Source organism: Nonomuraea sp. B208 (genome assembly GCF_057536035.1).
In genome coordinates this window covers 328,388-344,354 of sequence record NZ_BAAJOU010000014.1, presented here as the reverse complement: position 1 = coordinate 344,354, position 15,967 = coordinate 328,388, and the positions used below count along the sequence as shown (strand labels likewise).

Annotated in this window: 15 protein-coding genes; 10 read left to right on the top strand and 5 right to left on the bottom strand. The window is 71.4% G+C overall.

Annotated elements, in window-relative coordinates; all coding sequences use genetic code 11:
- The first annotated feature begins 65 nt into the window (after positions 1 to 65).
- Positions 66 to 881, top strand: a complete 816-nt coding sequence (locus AC27IY_RS12220; RefSeq protein WP_487178009.1) for a pentapeptide repeat-containing protein — start codon at positions 66 to 68, stop codon at positions 879 to 881.
- Here the strand turns inward: AC27IY_RS12220 and AC27IY_RS12215 are convergent.
- Positions 847 to 1,239, bottom strand: a complete 393-nt coding sequence (locus AC27IY_RS12215; RefSeq protein WP_487178008.1) for a hypothetical protein — start codon at positions 1,237 to 1,239, stop codon at positions 847 to 849. The genes AC27IY_RS12220 and AC27IY_RS12215 overlap by 35 nt on opposite strands.
- A gap of 70 nt (positions 1,240 to 1,309) precedes the next feature.
- Here AC27IY_RS12215 and AC27IY_RS12210 point away from each other — a divergent pair, with 70 nt between their 5' ends.
- A complete protein-coding gene (locus tag AC27IY_RS12210; protein WP_487178007.1) occupies positions 1,310 to 2,194 on the top strand; it encodes a helix-turn-helix transcriptional regulator in 885 nt (294 codons plus the stop codon).
- A gap of 70 nt (positions 2,195 to 2,264) precedes the next feature.
- Here AC27IY_RS12210 and AC27IY_RS12205 read toward each other — a convergent pair whose 3' ends face one another.
- Both AC27IY_RS12205 and rsgA read right to left on the bottom strand, forming a co-directional pair.
- Positions 2,265 to 2,777 (bottom strand): GNAT family N-acetyltransferase, encoded by a 513-nt coding sequence (locus tag AC27IY_RS12205; RefSeq protein WP_487178043.1) that lies wholly within the window; start codon positions 2,775 to 2,777, stop codon positions 2,265 to 2,267.
- 47 nt (positions 2,778 to 2,824) lie between these two features.
- Positions 2,825 to 3,901 (bottom strand): ribosome small subunit-dependent GTPase A, encoded by a 1,077-nt coding sequence (rsgA, locus tag AC27IY_RS12200; RefSeq protein ID WP_487178006.1) that lies wholly within the window; start codon positions 3,899 to 3,901, stop codon positions 2,825 to 2,827.
- A gap of 332 nt (positions 3,902 to 4,233) precedes the next feature.
- Between rsgA and AC27IY_RS12195 the strand changes: the two genes are divergently transcribed.
- Positions 4,234 to 5,502 carry an ABC transporter substrate-binding protein gene (locus tag AC27IY_RS12195; RefSeq protein ID WP_487178005.1) on the top strand — a complete coding sequence of 423 codons (1,269 nt, stop codon included), beginning with the start codon at positions 4,234 to 4,236 and terminating at the stop codon, positions 5,500 to 5,502.
- Between the two features lie 116 nt (positions 5,503 to 5,618).
- Here the strand turns inward: AC27IY_RS12195 and AC27IY_RS12190 are convergent, their stop codons facing one another.
- Positions 5,619 to 6,197 (bottom strand): EF-hand domain-containing protein, encoded by a 579-nt coding sequence (locus tag AC27IY_RS12190; protein ID WP_487178004.1) that lies wholly within the window; start codon positions 6,195 to 6,197, stop codon positions 5,619 to 5,621.
- Positions 6,198 to 6,386: 189 nt separating this feature from the next.
- The gene (locus AC27IY_RS12185; RefSeq protein ID WP_487178003.1) at positions 6,387 to 8,714 is read right to left on the bottom strand and encodes a molybdopterin-dependent oxidoreductase; all 2,328 of its coding nucleotides are present in this window, start codon (positions 8,712 to 8,714) and stop codon (positions 6,387 to 6,389) included.
- Positions 8,715 to 8,873: 159 nt separating this feature from the next.
- On the opposite strand from AC27IY_RS12185, the gene AC27IY_RS12180 reads away from it, so the two are divergent.
- The 7 genes from AC27IY_RS12180 (at position 8,874) to AC27IY_RS12150 (ending at position 15,966) form a co-directional block, all read left to right on the top strand.
- The gene (locus AC27IY_RS12180) at positions 8,874 to 9,260 is read left to right on the top strand and encodes a hypothetical protein (RefSeq protein WP_423447996.1); all 387 of its coding nucleotides are present in this window, start codon (positions 8,874 to 8,876) and stop codon (positions 9,258 to 9,260) included.
- Positions 9,257 to 10,153, top strand: coding sequence for a hypothetical protein (locus AC27IY_RS12175; RefSeq protein WP_487178002.1), 897 nt, complete (start codon positions 9,257 to 9,259; stop codon positions 10,151 to 10,153). Before AC27IY_RS12180 ends, AC27IY_RS12175 begins: the two co-directional genes overlap by 4 nt.
- Before the next feature lie 54 nt (positions 10,154 to 10,207).
- Positions 10,208 to 13,546, top strand: a complete 3,339-nt coding sequence (locus AC27IY_RS12170) for a CHAT domain-containing protein (protein WP_487178001.1) — start codon at positions 10,208 to 10,210, stop codon at positions 13,544 to 13,546.
- An 85-nt stretch (positions 13,547 to 13,631) separates the two neighbouring features.
- Positions 13,632 to 14,045, top strand: a complete 414-nt coding sequence (locus AC27IY_RS12165; RefSeq protein ID WP_423471085.1) for a VOC family protein — start codon at positions 13,632 to 13,634, stop codon at positions 14,043 to 14,045.
- A 47-nt stretch (positions 14,046 to 14,092) separates the two neighbouring features.
- Positions 14,093 to 14,428 (top strand): ArsR/SmtB family transcription factor, encoded by a 336-nt coding sequence (locus tag AC27IY_RS12160; RefSeq protein ID WP_364457692.1) that lies wholly within the window; start codon positions 14,093 to 14,095, stop codon positions 14,426 to 14,428.
- A complete protein-coding gene (locus tag AC27IY_RS12155) occupies positions 14,425 to 14,883 on the top strand; it encodes an SRPBCC family protein (RefSeq protein WP_487178000.1) in 459 nt (152 codons plus the stop codon). The genes AC27IY_RS12160 and AC27IY_RS12155 overlap by 4 nt, the downstream gene beginning before the upstream one ends.
- A 120-nt stretch (positions 14,884 to 15,003) precedes the next feature.
- Positions 15,004 to 15,966 carry a hypothetical protein gene (locus tag AC27IY_RS12150; RefSeq protein WP_487177998.1) on the top strand — a complete coding sequence of 321 codons (963 nt, stop codon included), beginning with the start codon at positions 15,004 to 15,006 and terminating at the stop codon, positions 15,964 to 15,966.
- Position 15,967 lies beyond the last annotated feature (1 nt).

Genomic DNA, 15,967 nt, shown 5'->3' with positions numbered 1-15,967 from the left:
CGGCATCGGATGCGAGACTCCGCGCCATGGATTCCCTACTTCCGGACGGGCGAGAAGAAAAGAGGATGGTTCGCGGGGAGCTCCGTGACCAGCGGTTCCCGCTGCCCGCCGGGGTGACCGATGTGACCTTCGACCGGGCGCACCTGGTGAACGTGGACTTCACCGGGACGCGATTCCGGTTCTTCATCGCCTACGGCAGCGCGTTCGACGGCTGCGACTTCTCGGGCACCGCCGTCGAGCAGTTGGTGATGGGCGGCACCTACGCCGCTGCTCATGGGAAGGAGCGGGACGGCGCGACGTGGCCGCGGACCGTCTTCCGTGACTGTGTGTTCCGCCGCACCCGGTTCCCGGATCTCACCGCGTTCGGCAACGTCCGGTTCGAGAGGTGCACCTTCGACCGGTCCCGGCTGCGGCTGCAGACGAACACGGGGGAGGCCGAGTTCGTCGACTGCGTCTTCGTCGGCCGCGTACGCGGGATGAACTTCTGGGGCCGCCCGCACGACCACGACCGGGCCGCGCTCGGCAGAGACCGCAACGCCTTCACCGGCAACGACTTCACCGCCGCCGAACTCGACGGCGTCTCCTTCCGCCACATCGACCTGCGGGCCCAGCGTTTCCCCGGCCTCCCCGGGTACGCGCTCCTCGACCGGATCGCCGAGCGGGTGAGTGCGGTGCTGCCGCTGGTGGACGGCTGGCCGGACGGCGAGCACCGCGAGGAGGCCCGTTTCGCGCTGGAGTTCCTCGCGGACTCGGCGTACGCGTGGAACGACGATCAGGCTCTGGTGAGCCCGGCGCGCATGGGCCGCAGGCTGCCGCCCGCCCTCCGGGAGGAGCTGTTCACCGCGTTCAGACACACACCCGGCGATACATCCCGTGGCTGAGCCGCACCGCCTCGCGGGCCAGATCCCGCAGGGCGGTGACGCGTTCGATCTCGTGGTCGTCGAGCAGCTCGTCCTCGGCGTACTCACGCAGCCGCGCGTCCTCCACGGCGGCGAGCGCGGCGACCGTCTCCGGCATCACCCGGTCCACGCCCGCCCCCTCCTCGTCGTCGGCCACGACCGCACTGTCGCCGAACTCGCTGGCATCGCGCCCGCTCAGCTCGGCCACCAGGTCGCCGAGCTCGGCGATCCAGCCCTTGCAGTCGACGAACGGCAGCTTCACCTGGCCCGGCCCGCCGGCCATGGCCCGCTCGGCCGATCCGTCGGAGTCCGCCACGAAATAGTCCACCAAGACGCCCATGGCCGGACACCTTATCGGGGGGACAGCCTCGCCCCCCTTCACGCTCCGGCCGCTGCCTACGATGGGAAAAGTGGACAACCGAGACGAGATCCGCGACTTCCTCGCCACCCGCCGCGCCAAGATCACCCCGCAGCAGGCCGGGCTGGCGCCCGGGACCCGCCGGGTGCCCGGCCTGCGGCGTGAGGAAGTCGCGGTCCTGGCCGGGGTCAGCACCGACTGGTACACCCGTCTGGAGAAGGGCCACATCAGCGGCGTGTCGGAAGAGGTGCTGAACGCCGTCGCGCGGGCGCTCCAGCTCGACGCCGCCGAGCGCGCCCACCTGTTCGACCTGGCTCGCGCCGCGAGCGCCCGGCCCCGGTCCCGGTCCCGCCGGCCCGTGCAGAAGGTCCGTACGGGACTGCAACGGATGCTGGACGCCATGAGCGACGCGCCGGCCATCATCCGCAACGGCCGCATGGACATCGTGGCCGCCAACCTGCTCGGCCGCGCCATGTACTGGCCGGTCTTCCAGAGCCGGCGGACCGGCCCGCCCAACATCGCGCGCTTCCAGTTCCTCGACCCCGCCGGCCGGGACTTCTTCCCGCAGTGGGACACCGCCGCCGACACCATCGTCGCCCTCCTGCGCACCGAGGCCGGCCGCGACCCCTACAACAAGGACCTCACCGACCTGGTCGGCGAGCTGTGCACGCGCAGCGACGACTTCCTCGGCCGCTGGGCCCAGCACGACGTCCGCCTGCACCACACCGGCACCAAGACCTTCCACCACCCGGCGGTCGGCGAGCTGATCCTGGACTACGAGTCCATGGACCTGCACGCCGACCCCGGTCTCAACCTGACCGTCTACACGGCCGCTCCCGGCACCTCCGCGCACGACGCGTTGCGCCTGCTCGCCAGCTGGGCCGCAACCCAGGAGAACGCCGTACGCTCCCCGCAGGACGATCGATCGCCCCGCTGATCAGCCGGCACGCGTGCCCGGGCCCCGGCCACGCTGGGGTGCCGCCCGCCGGGGTCAGTGGAGCGGCAGGTCAGACGCCGAACGCCGCCGCGTACCTGATGACGCCGCTCGGGACCGGCCGCGCCGGATCGAGGGCGAGCGCCATCATGTACTTGTCCTCGACCTCGAAGGGCGGGCGGATGCCGTACCCGGAGGCCGGGGTGAAGCCGAAACGCGGGTAGTACTCGGCGTGGCCGAGCACCACCACCAGGTTCTCGCTCTGCTCGGCGGCGGCGCGCAGCGCGGCGCGGATGGCGGCCGAACCCGCGCCCCGCCGCTGGTGTTCGGGCCTGACGGCGCACGGGCCCAGGGCGAGGGCGGGCGCGTCGCCGACGTGGCAGCGGGTGAGCAGCGCGTACCCGGCGAGGTCGCCGCCGGGGGTCTCGGCCAGCCAGGACAGGCCGGGCAGCCACGCCTGCGGGTCGGCCCGCAGCGCCTCGACGAGGTCGGCCTCGTGCGGGCTGGGGAAGGCGGCGAGGTTGACCTCGCGGATGGCGGCGACGTCGCCGGCGCTCTCGGGACGGGTGGTGAAGGAAGAGGTCATGGTCGGGTTCGTCTCCTCGTTCTGCTGCGCGTGCAGGTCATGGCTGGTCATTGCTGCTGGTCCCGGAACCTGTAGGTGGCGCGCAGGTGACTGGTGATGGCCTTCTGCTGGCTGACGCGCTCGTCGCGCAGCCGGGCGTCGGTGCGTGAGGCGGCCCAGGCGGCCTCCCGTTGCAGCTTCCGGTAGCTGTGCAGGCGGCGTTCGGGCAGATCGCCCGCCGCGATGGCGGCCTGGACCGCGCATCCCGGCTCGCTGTCGTGGCCGCAGTCGCCGAAGCGGCACTGCTCGGCGAGGTCCTCGATCTCGGCGAAGACCTGCTCCAGGCCGTCGGCGGCGTCGTGCAGGCTGATCCCGCGCAGACCGGGCGTGTCGATGAGGACTCCGCCGCCGGGCAGGGGGAGCAGCTCGCGGCGGACGGTGGTGTGGCGGCCCTTGCCGTCCTGCTCGCGTACCGTGCCGGTGGCCAGCAGCTCCTCGCCGAGCAGCGTGTTGGCGAGGCTGGACTTGCCCGCGCCCGAGGGGCCGAGCAGCACGGTGGTGCCGCGCAGCAGCGCGGCCAGCGCGTCGATGTTGTGACCGGTCGCGACGCTGGTGACGAGGACGTCGGCGCCGGGCGCCAGCGCCTCGGCCTCGGCGCGGACGGCTTCGGCGTCGTCGGCCAGGTCCGCCTTGGTCAGGGCGACCACCGGCTGCGCCCCGCTCTCCCAGGCGAGGGCGAGCAGGCGCTCCAGTTTGGCCGCGTCCAGGGGCGTGGCCAGGGACAGGGCGATGACGACCGTGTCGACGTTGGCGGCGAGGACCTGTCCGTGGGAGGACCTGGACGCCGACGAGCGTACGATCGCGCTGCTCCGCGGCAGCAGCGCCACCAGGTGCGGCTCGGCGCCGGGGCGCAGCGCGGCCCAGTCGCCGGTGCAGGGGGTCAGGAGCGGGTCGGGCGGGTGCGGCGCGGCGAACGTGGCCCGCGTCGGGCCCGACGCGGTGATCACCGTGCACAGGCCGCGGTCGACCCGGGAGATCCGGGCCGGGACGAGACCCGCTTCGTAGTGGTCGGTGAAGGTTCGGTCGAGTGCGCCGGTCCACCCGTACCGGGACAGGCCGGATGGATCGGTGTAGGTATGTGGCAACGTGAGACCCTTGCGGAGAAGGGGCCCCGACGAGACGCGGACATCACCCCGCCCGGCTCAGGGCAGGGGGAGAAAGTGGGTCAGACCGGGGCCCGGGACGTGAGGTCGGTCCGGGCGCTGCGCGGGGCAGCGGTCTTCACCGCGGTCATCGAACCTCACCTCCCTTCCACACTGATCCAACACCGAACGGACGGTAGCGTAGCACCCCCGTCAGGATCGGTCGTACCGCGCTCCGCATCGTTGTAAGCTCCGACCTTCATCACGATGTCGATCTTCGTGCTGTGCGACCACCGGACCGGAACAGGTCCTCCGTCCCCCCAGGAGGCGAACCCGTGGGCTCTGGCAAGAAAGCGCTGATGGCGACGGCGCTGGCCACCGTCGTGCTGTCGACCACCGTGGCGTGCGGCGGCGACGGCGGCAGAACCGAACTGCGGTTCTTCTACTGGGGCAGCGAGGCGCGGCACAAGATGACGGAAGAGGCGATCAGGAAGTTCGAGGAGAAGCATCCGGACATCGACGTCGTGGGCGAGTTCTCCGGCTTCGGGGACTACTACGAGACGCTGGCCACCAAGGTCGCCGCCGACCAGGCGCCGGACGTCATCACGCTGGAGATCCGCGGCCTGCGCGAGTACGCCGAGCGTGGCACGCTGGCCGACCTGTCCGACAGCGTCGACACCGCCGACATCGACGCGAAGGTGCTGGCCACCGGCACCATCGGCGGCAAGCGGTACGCCATCCCCACCGGCGTCAACGCCTGGTCCCTCGTCGTGGACCCGGAGGCGTTCCGCAAGGCGGGGCAGAAACTGCCGGACGACACGAAATGGACGTGGGACGAGTACGCGACCCTGGCGGCGGCGATCACCGCCGGCACCGGCGGCCGGATCTACGGCGCGCAGCAGGCGTTCAACCCCGCCTTCCTGCAGATCTTCGCCGCCCAGCGCGGCGAGCGCTTCTACGACGGCAACAGGATCGGCGTCTCGCCCAGGACGTTGAAGGCGTGGTGGGCCCTGCAACGCAGGCTGGTCGCCACCAAGGGCTCTCCCGGCGTCGCCAAGACCGTGGAGCTGGCCGCCCAGAACGTGGACCGCTCGCTGTTCGCCACCGGCAACGGCGCGATGGGCATGTGGTGGAGCAACGAGCTCGGCGCGATCAGCAAGGCGGCGGGCGGCAAGCAGGTCGGCCTGCTGCGCATGCCGAAGGCGGGCGACGCCGCGTCGGGCGGCATGTTCCTGCAGCCCGCGATGTTCTACACGGCCTCGGCGAAGTCGCCGCACCGGGCGGCGGCGGCCGCGTTCATCGACTTCATGGTCAACGATCCGGACGCGGGCGGGATCGTTCTCAGCGACCGCGGGTTGCCGGCCAACGCCAAGGTGCTGGCGGCGGTCACCGACAAGCTGCCCGAGGTGGACAAGAGGACCGTGGCGTTCCTGAAGGAGGTCGCGGGCGAGCTCACGGACCCGCCCGCCGCGCCGCCGAAGCTCGCCAGCGCCATGGAGGACATCCTCCGGCGGTACACGCACGAGGTGCTGCTCGGCCGGATGACGCCGGACGCGGCCGCCCAGAAGTTCGTCACGGAGGCCAACGCCTCGATCGCCGGCTGAGGGACAGCTGGCCCGCGACCGGCGCCGCCGTAGGACGCGAGACGACCGGCGTCTTCTGGCGCTGCTGGTGTGGTTGAAGGCCTACCGGACGCCCTCGCTCGCGCAGCGCCGGGCCGTCAGTCCGCGACTCTGCCGAACAGGTGGTTGGCGGGGGCCTCCGGGTCGTCGCCGTAGAAATACTCCGCGAGCGCCTGGTGGAACTCGGCGCGGTCCAGCGTGCCTGAACCGTTCAGGTCCAGGGCCGCGAAAACCTCGGCACAGTGCTCGAAGGAGATGTTGCCGGCCAGGCCGAAGATCTGCTGGAACTCCTCCTGGTCGATCCTGTCGTCGCCATCGAGATCGATGAGGTCGAAATAGCAGTCGGCCACCACCTGGATCTGCTGCGGGTACAGGCCGGGGTCGGTCAGGGCCCGCCGGAACCCTTCGGTCATCTCCCGCAGGTCGATCTTCCCGTCGCCGTCCTGGTCCATCGGCGCGATCACCTGAGTCCAGAACGCCTCCAGCTCCTCGGTGAGGCGATGGGCGGTCGGGGACTGTGCGGCGGCACGAGCGGCGATGTAGCGCTCGGCCATCAGCAGGACGTCCTGCCGGGTGATGACCCCGTCGCCGTCGACGTCGGCGCCCCTGAACCACTGGCGGTACTTGCGATCTCTAAGAGTGGTCATGTCCGCGTGAGCTGCGCATGAGTCAGACATGGTGTGGCTCCTTCCGCCAGGCCGAATAGCCGAAAGTAATGCATGAGACACACACGGTGATATGGCGTGGTGGTGAGGCATGAGTACCGGCGGCAGAAGGACGACTCGGCAAAGAGCGTCAGTCCGCTACGTTCGCCTGGGCGAGGAGACCTCCGCCCGTGTCACCGCCGGACACGATCCGCGGCACGCCTACGCCCCCGCTGACGACCTCCTCCGGTCTCCGTGCTCGAAGCTCGGGGGTGAGAAGGCGAGCACCTCGGGAAGGGGGCTGTCGTAGCGCTCGACGTCGACCAGTGCACTGAGAGCACTCGGTCCTTGGGACAGGCGCGAGCACGGCCGATCCGCGGTGAGAACGTTCGGATTACCGTGGCGGTCCAACGTTCCGTTCAGGCCTGGCTGGACCGGATCCCACCACGCCCCCGTGGACAGTTGCACGACGCCCGGCATGACGTCGTCCGACAGGACCGCGCCCGCCAGACAGCTGCCTCGATCGTTGTGGACGCGCACGATCATGCCGCTCTCGATGCCGCGCGACGCGGCGTCCAACGGGTTCATCGTCACGGGCTCACGACCATCGATCTTCGAGCTGAGACTGCGGCCACCGTTGTCGTACTGACTGTGCAAGCGTGAGGCCGGCTGATTCGAGATCAGGTGCAGCGGGAATCGGTCCGACAGTTCTGCGCGAAGCCACTCCGCTGGTTCGAACCACTTCGGATGCCCGGCGCAGTCGTCGTAGCCGAACGAGTCGATCTCCTCGGAGAAGATCTCGATCCGGCCCGACGGCGTCAGCAGGGGGAAGCGGTGCGGATCTGAGCGGAGGCCCTCGAAACTGCCGGGGAACGGTCCGGTCACCGCCGGCAGCTCAGCGGTGGAGCTGCGCCAGAAGTCGTCGAAGCTCGGCAGGGCGGCATCGCCGCCGAGCTTGGCCCTGGTCTGCTCGTAAAGGTGTCGGACCCACTCGATCTCGGAGCGCGACTCCGTGAACTCCCGCTCGTACCCGAGCCGGGCGGCCAGGGCGGCGAAGATGTGGTGATCGGTGCGCGACTCGCCCGCCGGCTCGCGGACCTTCGGCATCGCGACGATGTGGGGGTCGGAGAATCCGGCGGCGAAGTCGTCGCGTTCCAGGCCGGTGGCGACGGGCAGCACGATGTCCGCGAACTTGGCCGTGGTGTTCCACCAGGCCTCGTGCACCACCACCGTGTCAGGGGTCTGCCAGGCGCGCGCCAACCGATGGAGATCTTGGTGGTGGTGGAACGGGTTCCCTCCGCACCAGTAGATCAGGCGGAGCTCGGGCAACGTGAGGCGCCGGCCGTCGTAGTCGATGGTCTTGCCCGGATGCAGCAGGGCGTCGGCGATCCTGGCCACGGGGATGAAATCCGGAACAGGGTTGGAAACGCCGGGTATCGTCCCCACGAAGGCGCGATCGGGGGCAACGCCTGTCGCGTCCATCGTCGCGTACCCTGCGCCCCAGCCGCAGCCAGGCCGGCCCATCGAGCCGGCCATGGCGGCCAGTACGACAGACATCCAGATCGGTTGTTCACCATGGTCTGCCCGTTGCACCGCGTAGTTGACCATGATGAGAGAACGCCGGGTGGTGAGGCGGCGGGCGAGGTCGATGATCGCGTCGCGGCCGATGCCCGTGATCTCCGCTGCCCAGGCAGCGTCCTTCGGGATGCCATCGAGCTCGCCGACCAGGTAGGAGGCGAAGCGATCGAACCCGACGCAGCATCGGCGAAGGAAGTCCTCATCGTGCCACCCGTTGACCAGCATCGTGTGTGCGATGCCGAGCATCGCGGCGGTGTCGGTGTTGGGGATGACGGGCAACCAGTCAGCGTCGAGGAAGCGGGCGGTATCGCTGCGGATGGGGCTGATGTTCACGAACCGCACCCCAGCCTCACGGCACCGGCGTTGCAGGTTCTGCGTCTGGTGCCTGGCCAGGCCACCGGGGTTGATCTGGCTGTTCTTGAGCGCGAGCCCTCCGAAGGCCACCACGAGCTCACAGTTCTCGGCTATCTCACCCCACATCGGCATCCGGGACTGGTAGCTCCACGGATGGCCGCCGATCACATGAGGGAGGATGACCTCCAACGCCGCGGTGCTGTAGGTGTTGCAGGAGTCGGTGTATCCCCCTCCCAGCGCCAGGAACCGGTGGAGCTGACCCTGCGCGTGGTGAAACCTGCCCGCGCTCGCCCAGCCGTAGGACCCGCCGAACACCGCGCTGTCTCCGTACTGTGAACGAACTCGACGGAGTTCGTCGCTCACCAGCGTGATCGCGTCGTCCCAGCTCACCTCCACGAAGGCGTCGGTGCCTCTGGCCGTGTCGTGGGCGCGCGGCTCGCCGTTCAGCCAGCCCTTGCGCACCGCGGGGCGTAACACGCGAGCGCTGTCGTCGGCGGCTGTCACCATCCCGGGGCCGATCGGTGACGGCACGGGGTCGTCGTGCCTCGGTTCGATGCGCACCAGCCGGCCGGAATCGACCACGGCGATGTAGCTCCCCCAGTGCGTCGCGACCGACATGCGTCGTTCCACCATGGCTCAACTCCGGCTCTGAAGTTTCCGCCTGACAGGGACAGCGGTTGCTGACGTCATACTCCTGGGCACTACAGTGCCACCTCTGACTACCGGGCCCAAGACTTGTTCTACATTGGCGCTGAACCGGGAGCTGAGGAGGGCCGCGTGGCCGTCGGCGTCGAGGTCAAGATCGCGAGCTTCTGCCGGGAGCTCGGCGACGACACCCTGGAAGGGCTCGCCCGGGAGGAGAACGCGCTCGCGGCCTACCTCCGGGCCCGCTCCGCGATCCGGGCGGGCCGGGTCGACCAGGAGCTGGAGGCGGATCTCGACGCGCTGGACCGGGCCGTCCTGTCGGCCACCGGCCAGGGGCTCTTCCCCTCCGGCAACCGCGCCTTCCAGCCGCTGCCGGGAGCCCAGGGGACGGGCGGCGCCCGCTTCTGGGAGTGCCCCCGCGGGCTGTGCGCCGGACGCGGCCGGGTCAGGCCGGGACAGCCGGCCCCGTCGTGCGGCGCGTCGGGGGAGCCGCTGAAGTCCGGGCCCCTGCCGCGGTGAACGGTTTCCTCGGCGAGCTCGGCAAGAAGCTGGCCGAGCGGTGGGTGGCGCTCCTGGCCCTGCCGGGCCTGCTGTTCCTGGCGACCGCGGCCGCGGCCCATACCTTGGGCTGGGCGGACGCCCTGGACCTCGCCCGGCTCCGCGCGCGCGTCGAAGAGTGGGCCGCGGAGCCCGTCCTGCGCTCGGTCGGCGGCGGGGTGCTCACCGTCGCCGCCGTCCTCGCCGGGTCGGTGGCGGCCGGGCTGGTCGCGGCGGGCCTCGGCCGGCTCCTGTCCCGTCTGTGGAACCTGCCCGGCCACCTGCCGCCGGCGAGCTGGCTGGCGGGCGCGCGCCGCAGCAGGTCGCGGCGGGCCAAGAGCGAGGCCGACGACCCCGCGGCCACGGCGCGGCAGGTCGGCGCCGCGATCGCCAGGGCCGACCGCGTCAGCCTCGTGCAGGCCGAGCGGCCGACCTGGATCGGTGACCGGCTGCACGCGTGCCGGGTGCGCGTCGAGACGAGCTACGGGCTGGACCTCGACGCGGCCTGGCCCCGGCTGTGGCTGCTGCTGCCCGACACGGCCCGTACGGAGATCCTCGCCGCCCGCCAGGCGTACGACGCCTCGGCCCGACTGATGGGGTGGGCGCTGCTCCATCTCCTGCTGACCGCCTGGTGGTGGCCCGCCGCCCTGATCGCCGCGGCGACGGGGGTCACCGCCTGGAGCAGGGCGCGGGCGAGCGTCGCCGGCTTCGCCGACCTCGTCGAGTCGGCCGTCGACCTGTACGGCAGGGAGCTCGCGACCCGTCTCGGCCATGCCGTTCACGACGACGGCCCGCTGACCGTCGCGGAAGGCGAGGCGATCACCACGACGACGCGCAAGTCACGGTGGGATCCCAACTCGCCGCTCGCGGACTGATCCGGGCCGGCGGAAGGCAGGGCGGATCGCCCGGGCGCGGCGTACGTTCGGGTGGTGCGCCAGGATCTCCTGTCCCTTGTCGCCGCCCGGGTGCTGGAGATGAGCGCCACCGGCGACCTGTCCGCGGTCGCGGACCCCGAAGCGCTGCGGCAGGCCCGGGCCCTGGCCGACTCGCTGGCGGCCGACGACCTGCCCGAGGTCCGGGTCGTCCTGGGCTGGTGGCACTGGCTCCGCCACCGCGGCACCGGCGATCCCGGCGAGTTCCGCCGCGCGGTCGAGCTGCTCGTGCCCTGCTTCCTCCTCGAGATCGACGCGCTGCCCGAGCCGATGCTCCCAGCCATCGCCGTGGCGGCGGCCGTCCCCGCCGTGGACCTCCTGCGCGGTGCGTTCGACGGGGCCGACCCCCAGCACCTGTCCGCGGTCATCCGGCTGTGGCGGCGCATCACGGCCGCGGTGCCCGCCGACGGCCAGGAGCAGATCCTCTACCAGCCGCTGCTCTCCTCGGCGCTGCTCGAACGGTTCCTGCGAGCAGGCCAAGACGCCGACCTCGACGCCGCGCTCCAGGCCTCGGAACGAGCCCTGCGGGCCGGCGCCGCACACGACCGCAGCGACCCGCGGCACCTCTTCGACCACGCCCAGCTTCTCCTGATCCGGAACCGCCGATCGGGCCGCCGCGAGGACCTGGACGCCGTGGTCGCCGCGCTCGGGCTCGCCTTCTCCGCCGGGTCGCCCGGCGACGGCTGGTGGGATCCCTGCGTGACGCAGCTCGGCGGCCTGCTGGCCTCCCAGTACGAGCACTTCGGCGACGCCCGCGCCCTGGACCAGCTGATCGAGGTGTACGCCAGGGCGTCGGCGGCCGACCCGGCCGGCCACCGGCGGGGACTGCTCGCGACGGCCCTCCACCACAGGTTCAAACGCTCAGGGCAGCCGGAGGACCTGGCGGCCGCCGTACGGCTCGGCGATCCGGGGCCGGGGTTCGTGCCGTCCGACCACGCCGACGCCGAACGGCTGGCCCAGTGGGCCGACATCCTCCAGACCCGCTTCGAGGAACACGGCGACCCCGCCGACCTCAACGCTTCCCTCGAAGCCCACCGCCGGGCCCTGCGGGTGCCCGGCCCGCACCCGGCGCACCGGCACTCCGGCTACGCGAACACGCTGCGCCTCCGCTACCAGCAGACGGGGGACCCCGCCGATCTCGACGAGTCCGTCGCCGTGCACCGGCACGCTCTGGACCTCGCCCAGAGGTCGTCGCCCGGGAACGACCTGCCCATGTTCAGGTCCAACCTCGGGCTCGCGCTGGTCACCCGGTTCGAGCGGACCGCGCGGGAGGACGACCTGGACGAGGCCGTCGAGCTGCACCGGCAGGCCGCGTCCACGGGCGGCCGGGAGGACGTGCGCCGGGGCCTGCTCCACGCCAACCTCGGGGGCGCGCTGATGAGACGCGTCGAGCTGCGCACCACGGCCGACGACGACCCCGGCGCCGCCGATGACGACCTCGGCCAGGCGATCGAGGCGTTGCGCACCGCCGTGGCCGCCGCGCCTCCCGGCCACCGGGACCGGGGACGCTACCTGGTCAACCTGGGCAGCGCGCTGCTGCTGCGGCAGCGGCGCGCCCCGGAGCACGCCCTGCTCGCCGAGGCGGAGGAGCTGCTGCGCGAGGCCGTCACCTGCCAGCCGGACGGCCATCCCGACCGGGCGTCCGTCCACCTCGCGCTCGGGCAGGTCCTGCGGGCGCGCTTCGACCGGGAGGGCGGTGAGCCCCTGCGCGCCGAGGCGGTGTCGGCCTTCGTACGCGCGGCCGAGAACACCTCGGCTGCCCTCGTCCTGCGGATCCGGGCCTACGAGGCGGCCTCGTACCTGGTCGCGGAGTCGGCGCCGGGCCGGGCCGCGGATCTGCTGGAGGCCGCCGTACGGCTGCTCCCGCACCTGGCCGCCCGCCAGCTCGGCCGGGACGGGCAGCAGGACCTGCTCAAGGAGTTCAGGACGCTGACGGCGCAGGCCGTCGCCCTGGCGCTGACCCGGCCCGAGTCCGGCCCGGCGCAGGCCCTGCGGCTGCTGGAGACCGGCCGGGCCGTGCTGCTGAGCCAGGCGCTGGACGTCCGCGCCGACCTGGGCGCGCTGCGCGAGCGCGATCCCGGGCTCGCCGGCCGCTACCTCGAACTCAACGACCGCCTCTCCCGGCCGCGGTCGCCGTCGGCCGCCGACCCGCACCGCGTCGCGCAGGAGCTGGCGGAGACGGTGGCGGCCATCCGGAGGCTCGACGGCTTCGCGACCTTCCTGGAGCCGCCGACGCTGGGGGAGCTGCTGGCGGAGACGGCCCAGGGCCCGATCGTGGCGTTCACCGTCAGCCGCACCCGGGGCGACGCGCTGCTGCTGACCTCCGGCGGCGTCCGGGCGCTGCCGCTGCCGGGCCTGGACGTCACGGCGACGCTCGGCAAGGTCACGGAGTTCTACGGCGCGCTCCACCTCACGCAGACGGGGACGACCCTGGCGGAGCGGGCCGCGGCCCAGGCGACGATGAACGAGGTCCTCGCATGGCTGTGGCGGGTGGCGGCCCGTCCGGTCCTTGACGCCCTGGGGCTCGGCCCCGTCGCCGCCGGCGGCGTATGGCCCAGGATCTGGTGGGCGTCCGGCGGCATCCTGTCGCTGCTTCCCCTGCACGCCGCCGGCGTACCCGGCTCCGAGACCGACGCCGTGATCCACCGGGTCGTCTCCTCCTCCATCCCCACCGTCCGCGCCCTGCGTCACGCCCGCCGCCCGCTCCCGCCCGGCGACGGACGCCACGGCGCCCTGGTCGTGGCGATGCCCACCACTCCCGGCGGGCCGGACCTGGAGCACGCCGCCGCCGAGGCGGCCGCCGTGGCCGGGCACCTGCCCCAGGCCGTCGTGCTGACGCCCGGCGGGCCTCGCGAGCCCACCCGTGAGACCGTGCTCTCCCACCTGGCCACCAGCTCGATCGCCCACTTCGCCTGTCACGGGGCGATCCACCCGACGGACCTCTCCCGCAGCATGCTCGTCCTGCAGGACCACGCCACCGCCCCGCTCACCGTGGCCGCGCTGAACGCGGTACGCCTCGATCACGCCGAACTGGCCTACCTGTCCGCGTGCGTGACCGCGACCGGTCCCTCCGCCCATGTGGCCGACGAGGCGATCCACCTGGCGAGCGGGTTCCAGCTAGCCGGGTTCCGGCACGTCGTCGGCACCCTGTGGGAGATCCAGGACGAGTTCGCCGTCGACCTCGCCGACGCCTTCTACCGGGGGCTGGCCACGGGGGCGGGATCGATCGACCCGGCGCGGTCCGCGTTCGCGCTGCACCACGCCGTCCGCGAGCGGCGAGCGCGACACCCCCGGACCCCGTCCCTGTGGGCGGCCCACATTCACGTGGGAGCGTGAACCGCGCCAGGCAAAGTGCTCATTGGGTGAGCACTTTGCCTGGAAGCATCGTTCTCACAAGCCACCGGACGGAAGGCAGAGGGACATGCTCCGCGGACTCACCACCATCAGCTTCTACGCCCACGACGTCGTGGCCGCCCGTGACTGGTACGCCGAGCTGCTCGGCGTACGGGCCTACTTCCAGCGGCCCGAGCAGGGCGACCCGGCCTACGTGGAGTTCCGCGTCGGCGACTACCAGCACGAGCTCGGCATCGTCGACGCGCGCTTCGCCCCGGACGGCTGGAGCGCCGAGAGCGCCGGAGCGATCGCCTACTGGGCCGTCGACGACCTGGAGGCGACCTGGAAGCGGCTGCTGGAGCTGGGGGCCACCCCGTTCGACAAGCCGACCGAACGCGGCCCGGGGTTCGTCACCGCGTCGGTGCGCGACCCGTTCGGCAACATCCTCGGCATCATGGCCAACCAGCACTACATGGACGTCCTCGCGGACCGGAAGGGCTGACCACGAACTTATTGAACCTTTTGGTTCAGCGTCGTATACTGAACCATATGGTTCAGCAAGAGGTCCTTGACCGGACGTTCGCCGCCCTGGCGGATCCGACGCGACGACAGATCCTCGTCCGGCTCGGCCAGGGGCCGGCCACGATCGGTGAATTGGCCGAGCCGTTCGACATGTCGCTCACCGGCATGAAGAAGCACGTGCAGGTCCTGGAGAACGCCGGGCTGGTCACCACGGAGAAGGTCGGGCGATCACGGCGATGCCGCCTGGGCGCCGAACGACTGGAGGACGCCATGTCCTGGATCAGGTTCTACCAGCGGCTCTGGGAACGCCGGCTCGACGGCCTCGACGCCTACTTCACCCTCAGGAAGGAAGACGACCGATGACGCAGAACATCGAGACCGCTCAGCTGCGCGTGAGCCGGGTCCTGCCCGCGACCCCGGAAGAGGTCTTCGACGCCTACACCGACGCCGAGAAGCAGAAGATCTGGTTCAGCATCCTCGACGAGACGCCCGGCTTCGTGGAGATCGACGTGGACCTGCGGGTCGGAGGCCGGCAGACCGCGGTGTGGGGGCCGGACCCCGAGACCCTGTTCCGCGAGACGCAGACCTTCCTGGTCATCGACCGCCCGCACCGCCTGGTCACCGAATCCGTCGGCGCCAGTCCGGACGGCATGACCATGACGACCACGGTCGAGGTCACCTTCGAGGAGCACGCCGACGGGACGCTCCTCACCGTGGTGCAGTCCGGGTTCCCGGCGGCCGAGATGCGCGACTTCTTCGTGCGGGAGGTCTGGGCGGGCGCGCTCGACCGCATCGAGGCGTACCTGCGCCGTCAGTAATTCGCGGCAAGCCGAATGAGCAGGCAACTGGTACGCTCCGGGCTGCTGTAGATCATCCGGTTGCTGTGCCAGGTCTCGGAGGCCCTTTCGATGCGCCGTTTGCCAGCCCTCTTATCCGCCATGATCGTCGGCCCGGCGGCCCTGCTCGTGGTTCCGTCCGCGGCGGAGGCCGCCGTTCCCGATGTCGTACGCGCGGTACGCGAACAGCTCGCCAGGGGCGCGAGCGTGACGTTCACGCAGTACGGCTCCGTCGAAATCAACAACCGCAACAAATACACCAACCACACGGCCCGGGTGTTCCGCTACAACCCGATGCAGGAAGGGACGCTGGTTCTCGGCAGAGGCGGGGTCGTCGCGGCGAGCATCACGCGCCGGGTGGATTTCAACCGTCACCTGCTTTCGCTCCCCAAGGAGCGCGCGGCCGAAGGCGACCCGGTCTCCCGGAGCCTGCTCGCGCAGACCCGGCCGCACCGCTGGATCAACGCCAAGGGCCGCTTCTACAGCACCGGACGGCTGTGGACCGCGGACCTGCCGCAGGGAAAGACATGGGCCCGGCGCGGCGACCGGGGCGCGGGCGCCACGGCCTTCGGCGACCACCTCATCAACATCTTCGAGCTCGGGACGCTGAAAGCGCTGATCGCCGGCGCCGATGAGAAGAAATTTAATCTGCCGAACCCGGCGGGCAAGACCGCGGACCTCAAGCGGACCGGGTTCTACCGCGGCAGCCTCACGTTCGCCGAACTGTACGACCTCTCGCCCACTTTCCGGCAGGTCGCGGGGAAACGGCCGGACGCGAGTTACGCGAACAAGGAAGTGGGCTGGACGCTCTATTTCGACGCGAAAGGGCTGCCCTTCAAATTCGGATCGGGCTTCTCCACGCAGGAGAAGGAGAAGTACTACACCCAGGGAGGTGCGACGACGGACATCGTGAGCTGGGGCCCGTCCAGGAACATCGCGCCGCCCAGGCCGGATCAGGTCGGTGTCGTCCGCGCTCCCGCCGACGGTCTGCCCGAATTCGACGACCTCGCGGAGGTCGCCCAGGTGAAGGCGCCGAGCACGGAACCGGCGTGGGAGTCGAGGTGAG

What these genes read in the sequence shown, in the direction of transcription:
- AC27IY_RS12160 (WP_364457692.1), top strand. Translation starts at nt 14,093, where the DNA reads ATGGTTCAGCAAGAGGTCCTTGACCGGACGTTCGCCGCCCTGGCGGAT.
- AC27IY_RS12150 (WP_487177998.1), top strand. Translation starts at nt 15,004, where the DNA reads ATGATCGTCGGCCCGGCGGCCCTGCTCGTGGTTCCGTCCGCGGCGGAG.
- AC27IY_RS12205 (WP_487178043.1), bottom strand. Translation starts at nt 2,777, where the DNA reads ATGACCTCTTCCTTCACCACCCGTCCCGAGAGCGCCGGCGACGTCGCC.
- AC27IY_RS12215 (WP_487178008.1), bottom strand. Translation starts at nt 1,239, where the DNA reads ATGGGCGTCTTGGTGGACTATTTCGTGGCGGACTCCGACGGATCGGCC.
- AC27IY_RS12165 (WP_423471085.1), top strand. Translation starts at nt 13,632, where the DNA reads ATGCTCCGCGGACTCACCACCATCAGCTTCTACGCCCACGACGTCGTG.
- AC27IY_RS12185 (WP_487178003.1), bottom strand. Translation starts at nt 8,714, where the DNA reads ATGTCGGTCGCGACGCACTGGGGGAGCTACATCGCCGTGGTCGATTCC.
- AC27IY_RS12220 (WP_487178009.1), top strand. Translation starts at nt 66, where the DNA reads ATGGTTCGCGGGGAGCTCCGTGACCAGCGGTTCCCGCTGCCCGCCGGG.
- AC27IY_RS12190 (WP_487178004.1), bottom strand. Translation starts at nt 6,197, where the DNA reads ATGTCTGACTCATGCGCAGCTCACGCGGACATGACCACTCTTAGAGAT.
- AC27IY_RS12155 (WP_487178000.1), top strand. Translation starts at nt 14,425, where the DNA reads ATGACGCAGAACATCGAGACCGCTCAGCTGCGCGTGAGCCGGGTCCTG.